The following is a 14,893-nucleotide window of genomic DNA, read 5'->3' on the forward strand; positions in this document are numbered from 1 at the left end:
GGGCCGCGCCCGCACGGCGCAGGCGCCGGGCGCCATAATGGAGGGCCGATGAGGGTGATCTTCGTCGAAGGCAAAGACGCGGACGGGCTGCGCGAGTTCGCCCGGCGCTTTCCCCACCCCTACCGGCTGCTGTACCGGCCGGAGCAGGGGCTCTACCTGCTCGAGGCCTGGGCCGTCGGCCCCGCGATGGAGGCTGAGGCGGCGCGGCTGGAGGGCTTCCGGGTCTGGGCCTTCGAGCTGATGGAGGCCGGGGGCGCCGACCCCGCGGCCCCCCTTTGAATCGCAGGCGGTGCGTATGCGTGAAGAGATTGACGTGATCGCGGTGAACGACGAGGTCGAGCTCTACGTCGAGGACGTGGGGCCGGAGGACGCGCCGCCCGTGGTGGTGGTGCACGGGGGGCCCGGGGGCTCGGCCTACGTGCTGCGGGAGGGGCTCGAGGAGGAGCTGGCCGGCTTCCGCGTGATCTACTTCGACCAGCGCGGCGGCGGGCGCAGCCCCGAGCTCGAGCCCGAGCCCCGGCTGTTCACCGTGGACGCGCTGGTGGAGGACCTCGAGGCCCTGCGCGAGCACCTGGGCCTGGGGCGCTGGGGGGTGCTCGCCCACGGCTTCGGGGCGGTGCCGGCGCTCGAGTACGCCCGCCGCTTCGCGCCCCGGGTCGCCGCGCTGGGGCTGGTCGGCCCCTGGGTGAGCTTCCCGGCCCTGGCCCGCCGCGTCTTCCGCGCCTCGCTGGCCCTGCGCGACCTGCCCGAGGCCGCGGCCCCCGAAGACCCCCGCCTGGCGCTGCAGGAGGCCTTCGGGGCGCTCGAGCCCAAGGCCGTCTTCGACGCGCTGATGTTCCCCAGCGAGCACGGGCGCATGGAGTTCGAGTGGCTGAGCGAGGGCGCGGGCATCCTGGGCAACGACGCCCCGGGCCAGATGTTCGTCTACAACGGGCTGTGGGAGCTCGACTACAGCTCGAGGCTGCTCGAGCTGCCGCTGGAGCCGCTGGTGGTGGTGGGCTCGCTGGACGGCACCAGCTACCCCGAACAGGCCGAGACCGTGGTGGACCTGGCAGGGGGCCGCCTGGAGGTCGTCGAGGGGGCCGGGCACTACCCCTGGATCGACCAGCCTGCCGCCTTCAGCGAGGCCGTGCAGGGCTTCCTCGAGGCGCTTGAGGCCGGGTAAAACGCCGTCCGGAAGCAGGCTGAGCCCGCCCCTGTGATCTTTGGGCCGGGCCGGGTAAGGGCTTTTAGGTAAAATTACCTAACCGGGTCCTTGCGAGAATTTCCAGCCTATACCGCGTTTTTTGGGCCTATCATAGCCATGATGTACCCGACCGGCCATGTGCAAAGCCTACGCAAGCGCCACGCGGTGCGGTGGCAGTCCTTCGCCGCCCACCCCTTCCTGCAGCGCCTGCGCCGGGGCGACGTGCCGTCGGCGGCCCTCGACCGCTGGCTGACGCAGCTGTACTACTTCGACGAGCTCATGATGCGCTTCCAGCTCGGCCTGCTGCGCCAGGCCCCCCGCGAGCACCGGGCGCTGCTGGCGCAGATCGTGCTCAACATGGTCGAGGAGATGGACTGGCTGCTGGAGGAGGGGGCCGACCTCACCGAGGCGCCCGACGTCCCCCGCCAGGCCTACCAGCGTTTCTTCCGCGACCTCGAGTCCCTGCCCTACCCCCACCTCACGGTGCTCCACTGGGCCACGCACCACGTCTTCATCGACGCCCTCAAGACCGTCAACACCCCCGACGAGCGGCTGCGCGCCATCCTCGAGCGCTGGGCCGACGACGGCTTCGGGGCCATCCTGCACGACCTCACCGCGCTGGCCGACGAAGCGCTGGAGTGCGTCGAGCTTCCCGAGCTCGACGCGCCGCTCAACCGGCTCTTCGACCTCGAACAAAGCTCTTGGGACACGGCTCTACGCATGGCAGAGGAGGCTGAGCGAAGCTCATGATCGACCCTTTTCTTTCCACCCCCCTTCCCCAGCTCGAGGGCGTGACCGCGCACCCCTTCGTGCAGCGGCTCGCCTCGGGCCGCCTGCCCTCGCGGGCCTTCACGGCCTGGATGGTCCAGGGCCTCTACATCAACGACGCCATGATCCGCTACCAGGCCCATCTGCTGCGCGAGGCGCCCGCCAGCCACCGCAAGGTCCTGGCGGTGCTGCTGGTGACGCTGTGCGAGGACGCCGACTGGCTCGAGGAGCACTTCAGCCCGCTGCAGCACCCCCTCTACGCCGACACCGAGCGCTACTGCCGGCTCTTCACCGAGCTCGAGCGCCTGCCCTACCCCCTGGCCCTGGCGCTGGACTGGTGCCTGCACCGCAGCTACCAGCAGCTTTGGCGCGAGGCCGTCCCCACCAGCGAACTGATGGAGTTCATGTGGGACCGCTGGGCCTCCGAGGAGATCCAGTCCCTCATGGCCCAGCTCGAGGGCCTGGTGCGCCCCATCTGGAGCGAAGTGGACCCCAACGCCTTCGTGCCGCTGCTGCGGCAGTTGCTGCGCTTCGAGATGGGCATCTGGGCCCAGGCCCTGGGCGACGGCGCGCCGCACTGACGCCGCCTCCCGAGGGGCGCTCTAGCCACCCCGGCTTGGGCCTGATATACTTGGCACTTGCGTGGTCCGATAGGACCACAAATTTGGTATGCCCGAGCCCCGCCGCTTTCCGCGGGCCGGGTGCTCGAGAAGAAAGGAGGTGAATATGCCGCAATACGACCTCAACCTGGTGCTCAACCCCAACCTCGACGGGGCGCAGGTGGCCCTGGAGAAGGATCTCATCCAGCAGGCCATCACCCGCCACGGGGCCACCGTCAAGGCCGCCGACGAGTGGGGCCAGCGCCGCATGGCCTACCCCATCCAGAAGGACCCCGAGGGCTACGTGCTCTTCTACACCCTCGAGATGGAAGGCGCCAGCGCCCAGCCCCTGGAGAAGGAGCTGCGCCTGCGGGACAACGTGCGCCGGGTGCTGATCATCCGCGACCGCCCCGAGTGGCGCAAGAAGTAAGGGTTGGTTTTCCCAAGCTTTTCCAAGCCCCCTAGCCGACCCCGAGCAGGCCCAAGCCCCCAGGTAGAGCAGTTAGAATGACACGAACGTAAACCGACCGAAAAGGACGACCGATATGGCACGAGGACTCAACCGCGTAACGCTCGTTGGAACCCTGACCCAAGACCCGGAGATGCGCTACACCCCCGGGGGGCTGGCTGTTTTGGAACTCAACCTCGGCGGCAACGACATCATCACCGACGAATCGGGCAGCACCCGTGAGCTGGCCTGGTACCACCGCGTGAAGCTCCTGGGCAAGAGCGCCGAGTTCTGGGGCGACAGCCTCAAGGCCGGCACCGCCCTCTTCGTCGAGGGCAAGCTCGAGTACCGCTCCTGGGAGCAGGACGGCCAGAAGAAGAGCTCGCTCGACATCAAGGCCGACCGCCTGGAGGTGGTGAACCTCGAGGGCAAGCGCGGCGAGCTCACCGTCACCGACGCGCGCGGGCAGCACCGCCTGCGCGAGGGCCTCAACCACGTGATGCTGGTGGGCAACCTCACCCGCGACCCCGAACTGCGCTACACCCCCCAGGGCACCGCCGTCACCCGCTTCTCGCTAGCGGTCAACGAGCGGCTCATGACCCGCCAGGGGGAGCAGGAGAAGGTGCACTACGTCGAAGGCCAGGCCTGGCGCGACTTAGCGGAGTGGGCCGCCGAGTTCAAGAAGGGCGACGGGGCTTTCGTAATCGGACGCTTGGTGAACGACTCCTGGACCAGCTCGACCGGCGAGCGGCGCTACACCACCCGTGTGGAAGCCAGCCGCCTCGAGCGCCTTGCCCGTGGAACCGGTAATGGTGGAGCCGGTTCCCTCGGTGGCGCGGAGCGCGAGAAAGCCGCGGCTCCGGCCAGAGGCCGTACGAGCAAGGTGGACATTGACGAAGGCTTAGAAGATTTCCCACCGGAGGAGGATCTACCCTTTTGAGCACCAAGAAAGTAGCACCTAAGGGCGCCAAGGGCGACCGCCCGGACCGTGGCGCCCGCCGCAGCCGCAAGCCCAAGGTGGCGGCTGCCGTTGGGGCTTTCGACCTCAACGACTACAAGAACGTCGACATCCTCAAGCGCTTCCTGTCGGAGACCGGCAAGATCCTGCCGCGCCGCCGCACCGGCCTCAACGCCCAGGACCAGCGCAAGCTGGCCCGCACCATCAAGCGCGCCCGCCACATGGGCCTGCTGCCCTACGTCGAGAAGCTGGTGCGCAAGTAAGAGGTGAGCCATGAAGGTGATTCTGCTTGAACCCATGGAAAACCTCGGCGACGTGGGCGCTGTGGTCAACGTGAAGCCGGGCTACGCCCGCAACTACCTCCTTCCCCGCGGCATCGCCACGCTGGCGACCGAGTCCAACCTCAAGACCCTCGAGGCCAAGATCCGCGCCCAGGCCAAGAAGGCCGCCGAGCGCAAGGCCGAGGCTGAGCGCCTGAAGGAGATCCTCGAGCCCCTGACCCTCGAGCTCAAGGTCAAGGCCGGCGAGACCAAGATCTACGGCTCGGTCACCAGCCGCGAGATCGCCGCCGCGCTGGAGGCCCAGCACCAGATCAGCATCGACCCCAAGCGCCTGGTGCTCGAGCGCCCCATCAAGGACCTGGGCGAGTACACCCTGGTCTACAAGCCCCACCCCGAGGTCCCCATGAACCTCAAGGTGGTGGTGGTGGCCGACAAGGCCTGACCGGCCGTCGGCGTTCTCGGGAGGGCGGCCCTGGCGGCCGCCCTCCTCGCTTTGTCGCTCGAGCGGAGGGCAGGCGTGACCCCTGCGCAGCACCGGGCCGGGTTCGCCCTAGACGGCGGGGCCCCCAATCCCCCAGACTCGAGGGCATGAAGCTCAAGCCCTTCCGCATCGAGCAGTACTACGCCAAGTACGAGTTCACCGCCCAGTACATGCTCTCCAGCTCCGACGCCGAGTCGCGCAGCGTGGAGGAGTTGCTGGCGCTCGAGCCCGACGCCCGCGAGCGCCTCGACCGGCTGTGGCTCGGCTACACCGAGTCGCCGGGCGCGCCCTACCTGCGCGAGGCCATCGCCGCCATCTACGAGCGCCTCGCCCCCGACGACGTGCTGGTGGCCGCCGCCGCCGAGGAGGGGATCTTCCTGGTCTACCACGCGCTGGTGGGCTCCGGCGACCACGTGATCGTGGAGACGCCCTGCTACGAGTCGGCGTTCGAACTCGCCCGCAGCACCGGCGCCGAGGTCTCGGCCTGGGAGCGCCGCTACGAGGACGGCTGGGCCAACGACTTCGCGGCCCTCGAGCGCCTCCTGCGGCCCAACACCCGCCTCCTCTACGTCAACACCCCCAACAACCCCACCGGCACCCTGATGGAGCGCGGGGTGTTCGAGCAGGTGATGGGGCTCGCCCGCGAGCGTGGCCTGTACGTCTTCTGCGACGAGGTCTACCGCGAGCTCGAGCACGACCCCGCCGACCGCCTGCCCGCCGCCTGCGACGTGTACGAGAAGGCGATCAGCCTGGGCTCGATGTCCAAGACCTACGGCCTGCCGGGGCTGCGGCTGGGTTGGCTGGCGAGCCGCGACCCCGAGGTGATCGGGCGCTGCCTCGAGCTCAAACACTACACCAGCATCTGCAACAGCGCCCCCAGCGAGTTTTTGAGCGCCCTGGCCCTGCGCCACCGGGAGGTGCTGGTGGAGCGCAACCTGGGGATCGTGCGGGCCAACCTGCCGCTGCTCGAGGGCTTCTTCGCCCGCCACGCGCACCTCTTCGAGTGGGTCCGGCCCGACGCCAGCCCCATCGGCTTCCCCCGCTTCAAGTCGCCGCAGGACGTGGCGGAGTTCTGCGAGGAGGTGGTGCGCGAGACCGGCGTGCTGCTGCTGCCGGGGACGGTCTACGACCAGCCCGGGCACCTGCGGGTGGGCTACGGGCGCAGGAACATGCCCGAGGCGCTGGAGCGGCTCGAGCGCTTCCTTTCGCGGGGGTGAGCCCAGCGGGTATTCTGGGCCATGTGGAAAATCGCCGCCCTCGCCCTGACGTTGTGCGCCTTCGCCCTGTCGCAGAGGACCCCCGTGCAGCGGCCTGACGCCCCGCCCCTGGCCGTGCCCGGGACCCACGCCGTGGGGGTCCGCACCCTGCAACTCACCGACCCCGCCCGCGGCCGCGGCCTCACCGTAGAGGTGTGGTACCCCGCCCGCCGCGCCGCCGGGGCGGCCCAGCCCGCCGTCTACAAGGGCGTCGTGGGCTCGGTGGAGTTCAACCTGCCGGGTCAGGCCCTGCGCGACGCGGCGCCCGAGACGGGGAAGTTCCCGCTGCTCGTCTACTCGCACGGGCAGCCCGGCAGCCGCTACCAGTCGGCCTACCTGATGGAGCACCTGGCCTCGAGGGGCTTCGTGGTGGCGGCCATCGACCACACCGGCAGCCTCTACCGCGACCTCACCCAGCCCGCCTACGTCACCTCGCTCGTCGACCGCCCGCTCGACGTCCTCTTCGTGCTGGGCCAGGTGCCCAAGAGCGTGCCCAGCGCCGACGGCGACACGGCGGGCCTGATCGGCTACAGCTACGGCGGTTACTCGGTGCTCAACGCGGCCGGGGCGGGCATCGAGCGGGCCGGGCTCGAGCAGTACTGCCAGAAGGCGGGCAACGAGGGCCCCTGCTTCCTGCTGCCCTTCCTGGCGCAGGTCGAGCCCCAGCGGGGGGCCCGGGCGGTCCGGCCCGACCCGCGCGTGAAGGCGGTGTTCGTCATCGCCCCCTACGGCGCCCCCTGGTACTACGGCTCGCTGCCCAGGCTCGAGGTGCCGCTCTTCGTGGCGGTGGGCGAGGAGGACGACGTGGCGACCTACGCCCGCGACGGCCTCGAGGTCTACCGCCGCGCCGGGTCGAAGGCCAAGTACCTCCTGACCCTGGAGGGCGCCCGCCACAACCCCTTCGTGGTCTGCCCGCCCGAGGCCCGCGCCAACCCCGAGGACTTCGAGCGCTGCTGGGAGCCCGTGTGGGACAAGGAGCGCCTCTTCGACCTCGCCCGCCACTTCACCGCCGCCTTCTTCCAGCATCACCTCAAGGGCGACGCCCAGGCCGGGCAGTACCTCGAGCCCGGCCTCCCCGGCTTCCGGCCCCGCGCCAGGGTGGGCATCCGCCTCGAGCATGGACGCTAGGCGCTTCGTCGCCTCCTGGAGCGGGGGCAAGGACAGTTGCTACGCCGTGCTGCAGGCCCGGCGGCGCGGCCTGGAGCCCGCCGTCCTGCTCAACGTGCTCAACGAGGAGGGCCGGATCTCCCGCTCCCACGGCATCCCCCGCCCCGTCCTCGAGCAGCAGGCCCGGGCCATGGGGGTGCCCCTGGTGGCCTTCCCCAGCAGTTGGTCGGAGTACGAGAGCCGCTTCGTGGGGGCGCTCGAGCAGGTTCGGCTCGAGCACGGCGTGACCCACGCGGTCTTCGGCGACATCGACTTCGAGCCCCACCGCGAGTGGGAGGAGAAGGTGTGCGCGCGGGTGGGCCTCGAGCCGGTGCTGCCGCTGTGGAAGGAGGACCGCGCCGCCCTGGTGCGCCGCATGGTGGCCGAGGGGCTCGAGGCGGTCATCGTCTCCTGCAACCCCCACCTGGGCCCCGGCTTCCTAGGCCGTACCCTCACCGCCGAAACCGTGGCCGACCTCGAGGCGGCCGGGGCCGATCCCTGCGGCGAGAACGGCGAGTACCACACCCTGGTGGTGAATTGCCCGCTCTTCGCGCAGCGGCTCGAGGTGGGCTTCGGCGCCAGGCGCCTCCACGGCGACTACTGGTTCCTCGAGCTCTTGCCCCCCTCAGGCGCTACGGGCTGAGTGCTCCTCGAGCCAGCGCTCCCAGGCCCGCCGGGTCCGCTCGGCGACGGGGGCCTCGAGCAGCCACCGCACCCGGGCGGGGTCGGGCTTCTTGGCGTAGTGCAGCTCGAAGAGGTCGGCGAGGGTGGGGTAGTCCTCGGGGGTGGGGTGGCGCTCGACGGGGTCGCCCGCCGCCACCGCCCCGGTCCTGAGCACCCGGGCGTAGAAGCCGGGCCGCCGGGCCTGGCGGAACTTCTTGACCCACTCGAGGTCGTTCATGCGGGTGGCGAAGACCCCGCAGGGGATGCGCGGCGCGGTGACCTCGAGCAGCACCTCGCCCACCTGGAAGCGGTCGCCCACCTTCACCGGCTGGGTCCCGAAGGAAGAGAGGGTGAGGTTCTCGCCGAAGGTGCCGGGCTCGAGCGCCTCGCCGAGCTGCTCGGCCCACCAGTCGTAGTCCTCGGCACTGTAGACGTAGACCGCCTGGTCGCGCCCGCCGTGGTGCTTGGTGTCGGTGACCACGTCGGCCTCGAGGCCGTAGGCGTCTATGCGCACCTTGCCCGTCACCGGCGTCTTGTAGATCCCGGTGCGCACGGTGCGCTCCCCCACCTGCACTTCCCGCTCCTTCCCCAGGTTGACCGCGATCAGGCGCATAGGGCCCATGCTAGCAGAGGAGCCCGCCAATGATTCGGGGCGGCCTGGCGGGCCGCCCTTGCGAAAACCAACGGCTCAGCCCAGGATCGCGCCGATCACTATGCTGACCAGGAAGCTGCCCGCCGCAGCCCCGATCAGGGTGATCCAGATCTTGCCGCTCTCGGTGAGGTTCATGCTCGACTGCACGGCGAGGTATCCGAAGTAGATGTTGACGGCCAGGAAGGCCAGAAACAGCAGCGGCAGCAACAGGATGCCGATGAGGGTGATGATCAGGATCAGCGTGGCGATGCCCAGCAGCACTGACAACGGCCCCCAGAACAGGGCGAAGGTGTAGGCCACGTGGTCGAGGCTGCCGGTGCCGCCCTGGCTCTTGCCGATGGTGTGGACCAGGTAGACGAAGACCAGGAAGCCGGCCACCGTGCCGATGATGCTGTTGAGAAAAGCCGTGACCCCGCCGCCCAGGCTCCCCAGCGCCCCGATGACGGCGAAGAGCAGCACGTAGATCAGGGCCTCGCGCAGGCTCCCCTTGGCCTCGTACTGTTCGAAGGTGGCCACGCTGGGCTTGGTGAGCACCTGCAGGCTCTGGCTGAACATGGTGCTGATGGTCTCGGTGATGGAGGGGCTGGGGTTCATAGGGGTTCCTCCCGGCTTGGCTTTGCGGTAGTGCTTCCACCTGATTGTAACCCCGATCGCCGGTCGTGGCCCAATGATGGTGTCTTTGGGCTCCAAAGAGCCCTGCCGCGGGCGTATGCTGGAGGACGTGAGCGGAATGCCCTTCCGGGTGGAGCGCCTGGGCCGCGTGCCCTATGCCCAGGCTTGGGAGTACCAGAAACAGGTCCACGCCGAGGTGGTCGCCGGGGAGCGGCCCCCCACGCTGCTGCTGCTCGAGCACCCCCGCACCATCACCTTAGGCCGAGGGGCCACCGGCGAGAACCTGCTGCTGAGCGAGGAGCAGTACCGGGCCCAGGGGATCGAGCTGTTCTGGATCGAGCGCGGCGGCGACGTGACCTACCACGGCCCAGGGCAACTCGTGGGCTACCCCATCTTCCCGGTGGGGCGGCGGGTGCGCGACTACCTGCGCCAGCTCGAGGCCGTCATCATGCGCGTCGCGGCCGGCTACGGCGTGGAGGCCTACCCCAGCCCCGGCTACGCGGGCGTGTGGGTGAAGCGGCCCGCGCCGGTGCCGTCGTGGCCCGACCTCGAGGAGAAGCTGTGCGCCTTCGGGGTGGCCGTCAAGCAGGACGTCTCCTTCCACGGCTTCGCCCTCAACGTCAACACCGACCTCGAGGACTTCAACCTCATCGTGCCCTGCGGCATCCGCGACAAGGGCGTCACCAGCCTGCAGAAGCTGCTGGGCCGGGAAGTCAGCATGGACGAGGTGGCCGAGCGGGTGGTCGAGGCCTTCGAGCAGGAATTCCCCGCGTTCGACGTACGGCGTGCGGCGTACGACGCTCCGAAGGAGCTTACATGAGCGACAACATCAAAACCGTCCAACTCGAAGACTTCAGCACCGGCGGGGTGATCGAGCTCAAGGTCATCCACAACGGCGTGGCCCAGGAGCGCCCCGAGCCCGTTGACCGCCACAAGCCCTCCTGGCTACGCGCCACCCTACCCACCGGGCCCAACTATCAGCGCCTCAAGGCCATGACCCAGCGGCTCAAGCTGCACACCGTCTGCCAGGAGGCCATGTGCCCCAACATCGGGGAGTGCTGGGGCCACGGCACCATGACCATCATGGTGCTGGGCGGCATCTGCACCCGCGCCTGCAAGTTCTGCGCCGTGGACACCGGCAACCCCAAGGGCTGGGTAGACCCCCTCGAGCCCGTCCACGTGGCCGAGGCCGTGGCCGAGATGAAGCTCAGGTACGTGGTGCTCACCTCGGTGGACCGCGACGACCTCCCCGACGGCGGGGCCTCCCACTTCGCCGAGGTGGTGCGCCAGATCAAGCAGCGCGACCCCGAGGTCAAGGTCGAGACCCTCACCCCCGACTTCCGCGGCAACCTCCGCGACGTGGAGACGGTTCTGGAGGGCGGCCAGGAGGTCTTCGCCAACAACCTTGAGACCGTGCGCCGCCTCACGCCCAGGGTGCGCGACCCCCGCGCGGGCTACGACCAGACCCTCAGGGTGCTCGAGCACGCCAAGAAGGTGCGCCCCGCCGTGCTCACCAAGAGCAGCCTGATGCTGGGCCTGGGCGAGACCGAAGAGGAGATCCGCCAGGCCATGCGCGACCTGCGCGCGGTGGGTGTGGACATCCTCACCCTGGGCCAGTACCTCCGCCCCACCAAGCACCACCTCCCCGTCGAGCGCTACGTCACCCCCCAGGAGTTCGCCACCTACGCCGAGTGGGGCTACGAGGAAGGCTTCATGGAGGTCTTCAGCGGGCCGCTCGTGCGCAGCTCCTACCGCGCCGAGAAGGTCTTCTTCGAGGCGACGCAGAACGTCTAGAGTCCGAAGGCCGGGGGTCTGGGGTCAACTTCGGCTCTCGACCCTCGACATTCCCAATGCTCGCCATGACCGAACCCGTACCCCAAACCAAGACCGCGCGCTCCACGGGACGGGCGCTAGCCCGGGGCGACGCCTTGTGCCTCGTGCTCTTCGCACTCATCGGGCAGGCGATGCACGGCACGCTCAGTGGCTTCGCGGCCGCCTGGAGGGGGTTCCTCGAGAACTCCCTCCCCATCCTGGTGGTCTGGTTCATGATCGCCCCCTTCCTGCGCACCTACACCCGCCCCACCTGGCGAAACCTGCTCCTCACCTGGGCCCTGGCCGTCTCGGCCGGCGTGATGTTCCGCTTCCTGGCCCTGGGCCGGGACTTCAACCTGGGCTTTTTCATCTTCTGGGGCGTAGCCCTGGGCTCCACCCTGGCCCTGCTCCTGGCCTGGCGAGGTCTGGCACGGCTGGCCGCGGGGCGGCGTTCAGCCGTGACCGGTAAGTTTTGAGCCGTCAGCTATCAGCCGTCAGCGGTCGGCGGAAGGCTCGTACTGAAAGGAACCCCGCCCCGTCCCTCCCCGCAGGCGGGGAGGGTTTATCCCCCCCCTGCCCCCCTTGCTAGGGGGGGTGAAGAAGGGGCGTCTTGCGTCTTGCGTACGACGTACGACCCGCGTTCCGCGTTGGGCTATCAGCTATAGGCTATCGACAATCACCACCCCACGTCAGACCTCGACCGGCTTCCCCCACTCCGCCAGGAAGGCCCCCGTGCTCTGCTGCTCGAGCTTCTGCCGCAGGACCTCGAGCTTGTCGGCTTCCCCGTGCACCAGGGCCACCCGCCGTTCGCCCTTGAGCCAGTGCAGCAGCTCGTCCTGCCCGGCGTGGCCGGAGAAGCCGCCGATGGTGTAGGTGCGGGCCCGCACCGGTATGTCCCGGCTGAACATCCGTACGCTGGGCGCTCCCTCGATCAGCAGCCGTCCCAGCCCGCCCCGCGGCTGGTAGCCGGTGATCACCAAAGCGTTGTCCGGGCCCGGCAGCCCGTGGCGCAGGTGGTGCAGGATGCGGCCCCCGGCCAGCATCCCGCTGCCCGCGATGATCACCAGCGGGCCCTCGAGCTCGTTGAGCGCCTTCGACTCCTCCACGCTCTGGGTGTACTTGAGGCCCCGGGGACGGAAGGGGTCGCGGCCCTGGCGGTAGAGCGCCTGCACTTCCTCGCTGAAGTACTCCCGCACCGAGGGGTAGATCTCGCTGATCTTGGAGGCCATGGGCGAGTCCACGAAGACCGGGATGCTGGGGATGTGGCGGCCTTCCTCGAGGTCGCGCAAGTAGAACAAGATCTCCTGGGTGCGCTCGAGGGCGAAGCTGGGGATGAAGACCTTGCCCCCCCTGCCCAGCGTCTCGGAGAGGATGCCGGCGAACTCGGCGATGGTCTCGGGGAAGGAGCGGTGCGCGCGGTCGCCGTAGGTGCCCTCGCACAGCACCAGGTCGGCGGGGGCCGCGTCTTCGGGGTTGGGCAGCACCTCCTTGTTGGCGTGGCCCAGGTCGCCGCTGAAGACCAGCCGCTTGCCCTGCGCCATCGCCTCCACGAACGCGCTCCCCGGCAGGTGCCCGGCGGTGCCCAGCCGCAGCCGCAGGGGGCCGAACTCGAGCTCCTGCTCCAGGGGGACGTCCTCGAGGCGGCCGTAGAGCTCGCGCAGGTCGGCCTCGTCCCAGTCGAGCGGCGGGGCCTCCTTGCCCTTGCGCACGAGCCGGTCGCGCTCCTCGGTCATCAGGTGCAGGGCGTCCTCGAGGATCACCGGCAGGAAGAGCCGGGTGGGCTTGGTCAGGTAGACCCTGCCCCGGTAGCCGCGCCGGATCAGCAGCGGCAGCCGCCCGATGTGGTCGTGATGGGCGTGGGAGATCACGACCGCGTCGAGGCTGGAGGGCTCGAAGCCGAAGGGCTCGTTGTTGCGGTCGTCCTCCGAACCCTGGTAGGCCCCGCAGTCCAGCAGCAGGCGGTATCCCTGGTGTTCGAGCAGGTGACAGCTCCCCGTGACGGTTTTGGCAGCTCCGTAGGGCGTCAGGCGCATGGCGCCAATCTACCACCGGGCCGGTAATCTACCCGTGTGGATGTCACCGACTGGCACGTCGAGGCCCACCACTTCGAAGCCTTCTCGAGCCTGGGCCGTGCCGAGGGCCGCCAGCTCCACCTTTCCCCCGAGCTCCGCTGGGTCTACACCGGAACCGCCGAGCTCAACCACGTCTTCGCCGCCCGCCTGAGCCCCGAACGCCTCGACCCGGTCGTCCTGGAGACGGTGCAGCGCTTCGCCTTCTGGCACGCCCCTCTCACCTGGGTGGTGGGCCCTAGCACCCAGCCCCCCGACCTGGGGCAGCACCTCGAGCGCTTCGGCTTCAGGCTGCGCGAGAGCCGGGTCGGGATGACCCTGGAGCCGGGCGCCCTGCGGCCCGCCCCCTGGGTGGAGGGGCTGGCGCTCGAGCCGGTCACCCCCGCCGGCCTCAAGGCCTGGGCGAAGGTGGTCGCCCTCGCCAACGCCATCCCCCGCACCCGCCGGGCCCTGCTCGAGGAAGTGGTGGCGCTGACCCTGGAACAGCCCGCCTGGCGGCACCTCCTGGCCCGGTTGGACGGGGAACCCGTGGCCGCGCTGGGCCTGCTCGAGGCCGCCGGGGTGGTGGGGCTCCACTGGCTCGCCACGGTGCCAAAAGCCCGGCGCAGGGGCATCGCCAGCGCGCTGGCGGGGAGGGCGCTCGAGGCCCACGCCCCGCCCACGCTTCCCGCGGTGCTGCTGGCAACCCCCCAGGCCACAGGGATAGCCCGGCGGCTGGGTTTTTCCGCTGCCGGACGCTACGACTTCTACACGCTGCATCCCAAGTGAGCCCGCCGTGCGGGGAACTGCCTCCGGTAGGGCCTTCTCTCGCCTTGACAGCGGTCAATCCCTGGTGTAACCTATTCGCTCGGACGAGGTTCTAGCCCTCTGTCCACGCCAACCATCGGGATACCAACAAGGCGGGCCACCCTAGCTCAACTGGTAGAGCACCCGACTTGTAATCGGAAGGTTGTCGGTTCGATTCCGATGGGTGGCTCCAAAATCCACAGTGGGGGCAGGTGCCCGAGCGGCCAAAGGGGACGGTCTGTAAAACCGTTGGCGCAAGCCTTCGATGGTTCGAATCCATCCCTGCCCACCAACGAACTCTGTTCGCTGGGGTATGATAGGTTCGCGGTCGGACGTGCGGGAATAGCTCAGTCGGTAGAGCATCTGCTTCCCAAGCAGAGGGTCGTGGGTTCGAGTCCCATTTCCCGCTCCACTTTATCTCTAGGCCGCTTCGCCGCACCTTGGAGATAAACCAGCGCCGGAGTGCTCGGGTAGCTCAGCTGGTAGAGCACACCCTTGGTAAGGGTGAGGTCGTCGGTTCAAGCCCGATCCCGAGCTCCATAGCAGTACAAGCGCCGCCCGGTCACCGCTACGGGCGGCGTGCAAGTGAAAAGGTACGGCAGAGCCGTACCGGCAGCGGAAGCCAAAGGAGGAAACCATGGCGAAAGGGGTATTCGAGCGGACGAAGCCGCACGTGAACGTGGGGACGATCGGGCACGTGGACCACGGGAAGACGACGCTGACGGCGGCGATCACGTTCGTGGCGGCGGCGGCGAACCCGAGCATCGAGGTGCAGGCGTACGACCAGATCGACAAGGCGCCGGAGGAGAAGGCGCGGGGGATCACGATCAACACGGCGCACGTGGAGTACGAGACGGAGAAGCGGCACTACAGCCACGTGGACTGCCCGGGGCACGCCGACTACGTGAAGAACATGATCACGGGGGCGGCGCAGATGGACGGGGCGATCCTGGTGGTGTCGGGGACCGACGGGCCGATGCCGCAGACGCGGGAGCACATCCTGCTGTCGCGGCAGGTGGGGGTGCCGTACATCGTGGTGTTCCTGAACAAGGTGGACATGGTCGACGACCCGGAGCTGCTGGACCTGGTGGAGATGGAGGTGCGGGACCTGCTGTCGCAGTACGAGTTCCCCGGGGACGACACGCCGGTGGTGCGGGGGTCGGGGCTGAAGGCGCT

The 14,893-nt window shown here is 69.2% G+C and carries 19 protein-coding genes and 4 tRNA genes; 20 read left to right on the forward strand and 3 right to left on the reverse strand.

All coding sequences use genetic code 11. From position 1 onward, the window contains the following. Positions 1-48: 48 nt before the first annotated feature. The 11 genes from MEICH_RS0110495 to MEICH_RS0110545 all read left to right on the forward strand — a co-directional run bounded on the left by MEICH_RS0110495 (position 49) and on the right by MEICH_RS0110545 (position 7,766). A complete protein-coding gene (locus tag MEICH_RS0110495) occupies positions 49-279 on the forward strand; it encodes a hypothetical protein (RefSeq protein WP_027892579.1) in 231 nt (76 codons plus the stop codon). 16 nt (positions 280-295) lie between these two features. Beyond that, a complete protein-coding gene (locus tag MEICH_RS0110500) occupies positions 296-1,165 on the forward strand; it encodes an alpha/beta fold hydrolase (RefSeq protein WP_027892580.1) in 870 nt (289 codons plus the stop codon). A gap of 141 nt (positions 1,166-1,306) precedes the next feature. Then, positions 1,307-1,936: a thiaminase II/PqqC family protein gene (locus MEICH_RS27125; RefSeq protein WP_027892581.1), complete on the forward strand. Its 630-nt coding sequence runs from the start codon at positions 1,307-1,309 to the stop codon at positions 1,934-1,936. After that, positions 1,933-2,535, forward strand: a complete 603-nt coding sequence (locus MEICH_RS27130) for a hypothetical protein (protein ID WP_051304094.1) — start codon at positions 1,933-1,935, stop codon at positions 2,533-2,535. Before MEICH_RS27125 ends, MEICH_RS27130 begins: the two co-directional genes overlap by 4 nt. Before the next feature lie 145 nt (positions 2,536-2,680). Then, entirely contained in the window at positions 2,681-2,983 is a 303-nt protein-coding gene (gene rpsF, locus MEICH_RS0110515) for a 30S ribosomal protein S6 (RefSeq protein WP_027892582.1), read from the forward strand. A 115-nt stretch (positions 2,984-3,098) separates the two neighbouring features. Further along, entirely contained in the window at positions 3,099-3,941 is an 843-nt protein-coding gene (locus MEICH_RS0110520; protein ID WP_027892583.1) for a single-stranded DNA-binding protein, read from the forward strand. Further along, positions 3,938-4,222: a 30S ribosomal protein S18 gene (rpsR, locus tag MEICH_RS0110525; protein WP_027892584.1), complete on the forward strand. Its 285-nt coding sequence runs from the start codon at positions 3,938-3,940 to the stop codon at positions 4,220-4,222. Before MEICH_RS0110520 ends, rpsR begins: the two co-directional genes overlap by 4 nt. Before the next feature lie 10 nt (positions 4,223-4,232). After that, the gene (gene rplI, locus MEICH_RS0110530) at positions 4,233-4,682 is read left to right on the forward strand and encodes a 50S ribosomal protein L9 (protein WP_027892585.1); all 450 of its coding nucleotides are present in this window, start codon (positions 4,233-4,235) and stop codon (positions 4,680-4,682) included. Between the two features lie 146 nt (positions 4,683-4,828). Further along, positions 4,829-5,938: an aminotransferase class I/II-fold pyridoxal phosphate-dependent enzyme gene (locus tag MEICH_RS0110535; RefSeq protein ID WP_027892586.1), complete on the forward strand. Its 1,110-nt coding sequence runs from the start codon at positions 4,829-4,831 to the stop codon at positions 5,936-5,938. A 21-nt stretch (positions 5,939-5,959) separates the two neighbouring features. Continuing rightward, entirely contained in the window at positions 5,960-7,105 is a 1,146-nt protein-coding gene (locus MEICH_RS0110540) for an alpha/beta hydrolase family protein (RefSeq protein ID WP_027892587.1), read from the forward strand. Beyond that, positions 7,095-7,766: a Dph6-related ATP pyrophosphatase gene (locus MEICH_RS0110545; protein ID WP_027892588.1), complete on the forward strand. Its 672-nt coding sequence runs from the start codon at positions 7,095-7,097 to the stop codon at positions 7,764-7,766. The genes MEICH_RS0110540 and MEICH_RS0110545 overlap by 11 nt, the downstream gene beginning before the upstream one ends. Here MEICH_RS0110545 and MEICH_RS0110550 read toward each other — a convergent pair. Both MEICH_RS0110550 and MEICH_RS0110555 read right to left on the reverse strand, forming a co-directional pair. Continuing rightward, positions 7,749-8,399: an MOSC domain-containing protein gene (locus MEICH_RS0110550; protein ID WP_027892589.1), complete on the reverse strand. Its 651-nt coding sequence runs from the start codon at positions 8,397-8,399 to the stop codon at positions 7,749-7,751. The two genes, MEICH_RS0110545 and MEICH_RS0110550, sit on opposite strands and share 18 nt — an antisense overlap. A gap of 75 nt (positions 8,400-8,474) precedes the next feature. Beyond that, a complete protein-coding gene (locus MEICH_RS0110555; protein WP_027892590.1) occupies positions 8,475-9,032 on the reverse strand; it encodes a YIP1 family protein in 558 nt (185 codons plus the stop codon). Positions 9,033-9,168: 136 nt separating this feature from the next. Between MEICH_RS0110555 and lipB the strand changes: the two genes are divergently transcribed. The 3 genes from lipB to MEICH_RS24595 all read left to right on the forward strand — a co-directional run bounded on the left by lipB (position 9,169) and on the right by MEICH_RS24595 (position 11,338). After that, the gene (gene lipB, locus MEICH_RS0110560) at positions 9,169-9,870 is read left to right on the forward strand and encodes a lipoyl(octanoyl) transferase LipB (RefSeq protein ID WP_027892591.1); all 702 of its coding nucleotides are present in this window, start codon (positions 9,169-9,171) and stop codon (positions 9,868-9,870) included. Next, complete coding sequence (gene lipA, locus MEICH_RS0110565) at positions 9,867-10,844, forward strand: lipoyl synthase (protein WP_027892592.1); 978 nt, start codon at positions 9,867-9,869, stop codon at positions 10,842-10,844. Before lipB ends, lipA begins: the two co-directional genes overlap by 4 nt. A 65-nt stretch (positions 10,845-10,909) precedes the next feature. Continuing rightward, complete coding sequence (locus MEICH_RS24595; RefSeq protein ID WP_051304223.1) at positions 10,910-11,338, forward strand: DUF3054 domain-containing protein; 429 nt, start codon at positions 10,910-10,912, stop codon at positions 11,336-11,338. A 213-nt stretch (positions 11,339-11,551) separates the two neighbouring features. Here the strand turns inward: MEICH_RS24595 and MEICH_RS0110575 are convergent, their stop codons facing one another. Continuing rightward, on the reverse strand, positions 11,552-12,895 hold the full coding sequence (locus MEICH_RS0110575; RefSeq protein ID WP_027892593.1) for an MBL fold metallo-hydrolase: 1,344 nt from the start codon (positions 12,893-12,895) through the stop codon (positions 11,552-11,554). 36 nt (positions 12,896-12,931) lie between these two features. Between MEICH_RS0110575 and MEICH_RS0110580 the strand changes: the two genes are divergently transcribed. The 6 genes from MEICH_RS0110580 to MEICH_RS24600 form a co-directional block, all read left to right on the forward strand. Further along, on the forward strand, positions 12,932-13,699 hold the full coding sequence (locus tag MEICH_RS0110580) for a GNAT family N-acetyltransferase (protein ID WP_027892594.1): 768 nt from the start codon (positions 12,932-12,934) through the stop codon (positions 13,697-13,699). A gap of 135 nt (positions 13,700-13,834) precedes the next feature. After that, positions 13,835-13,910, forward strand: a tRNA-Thr gene (locus tag MEICH_RS0110585). Between the two features lie 13 nt (positions 13,911-13,923). Further along, positions 13,924-14,009: transfer RNA gene (locus MEICH_RS0110590), tRNA-Tyr, on the forward strand. Positions 14,010-14,053: 44 nt separating this feature from the next. Further along, positions 14,054-14,129: transfer RNA gene (locus tag MEICH_RS0110595), tRNA-Gly, on the forward strand. 52 nt (positions 14,130-14,181) lie between these two features. Beyond that, positions 14,182-14,257, forward strand: a tRNA-Thr gene (locus MEICH_RS0110600). Between the two features lie 97 nt (positions 14,258-14,354). Beyond that, the coding region (locus MEICH_RS24600; protein WP_036219160.1) for a GTP-binding protein at positions 14,355-14,893 on the forward strand (539 nt) is incomplete at its 3' end.

It is taken from the genome of Calidithermus chliarophilus DSM 9957 (genome assembly GCF_000430045.1).
GTDB lineage: Bacteria > Deinococcota > Deinococci > Deinococcales > Thermaceae > Calidithermus > Calidithermus chliarophilus.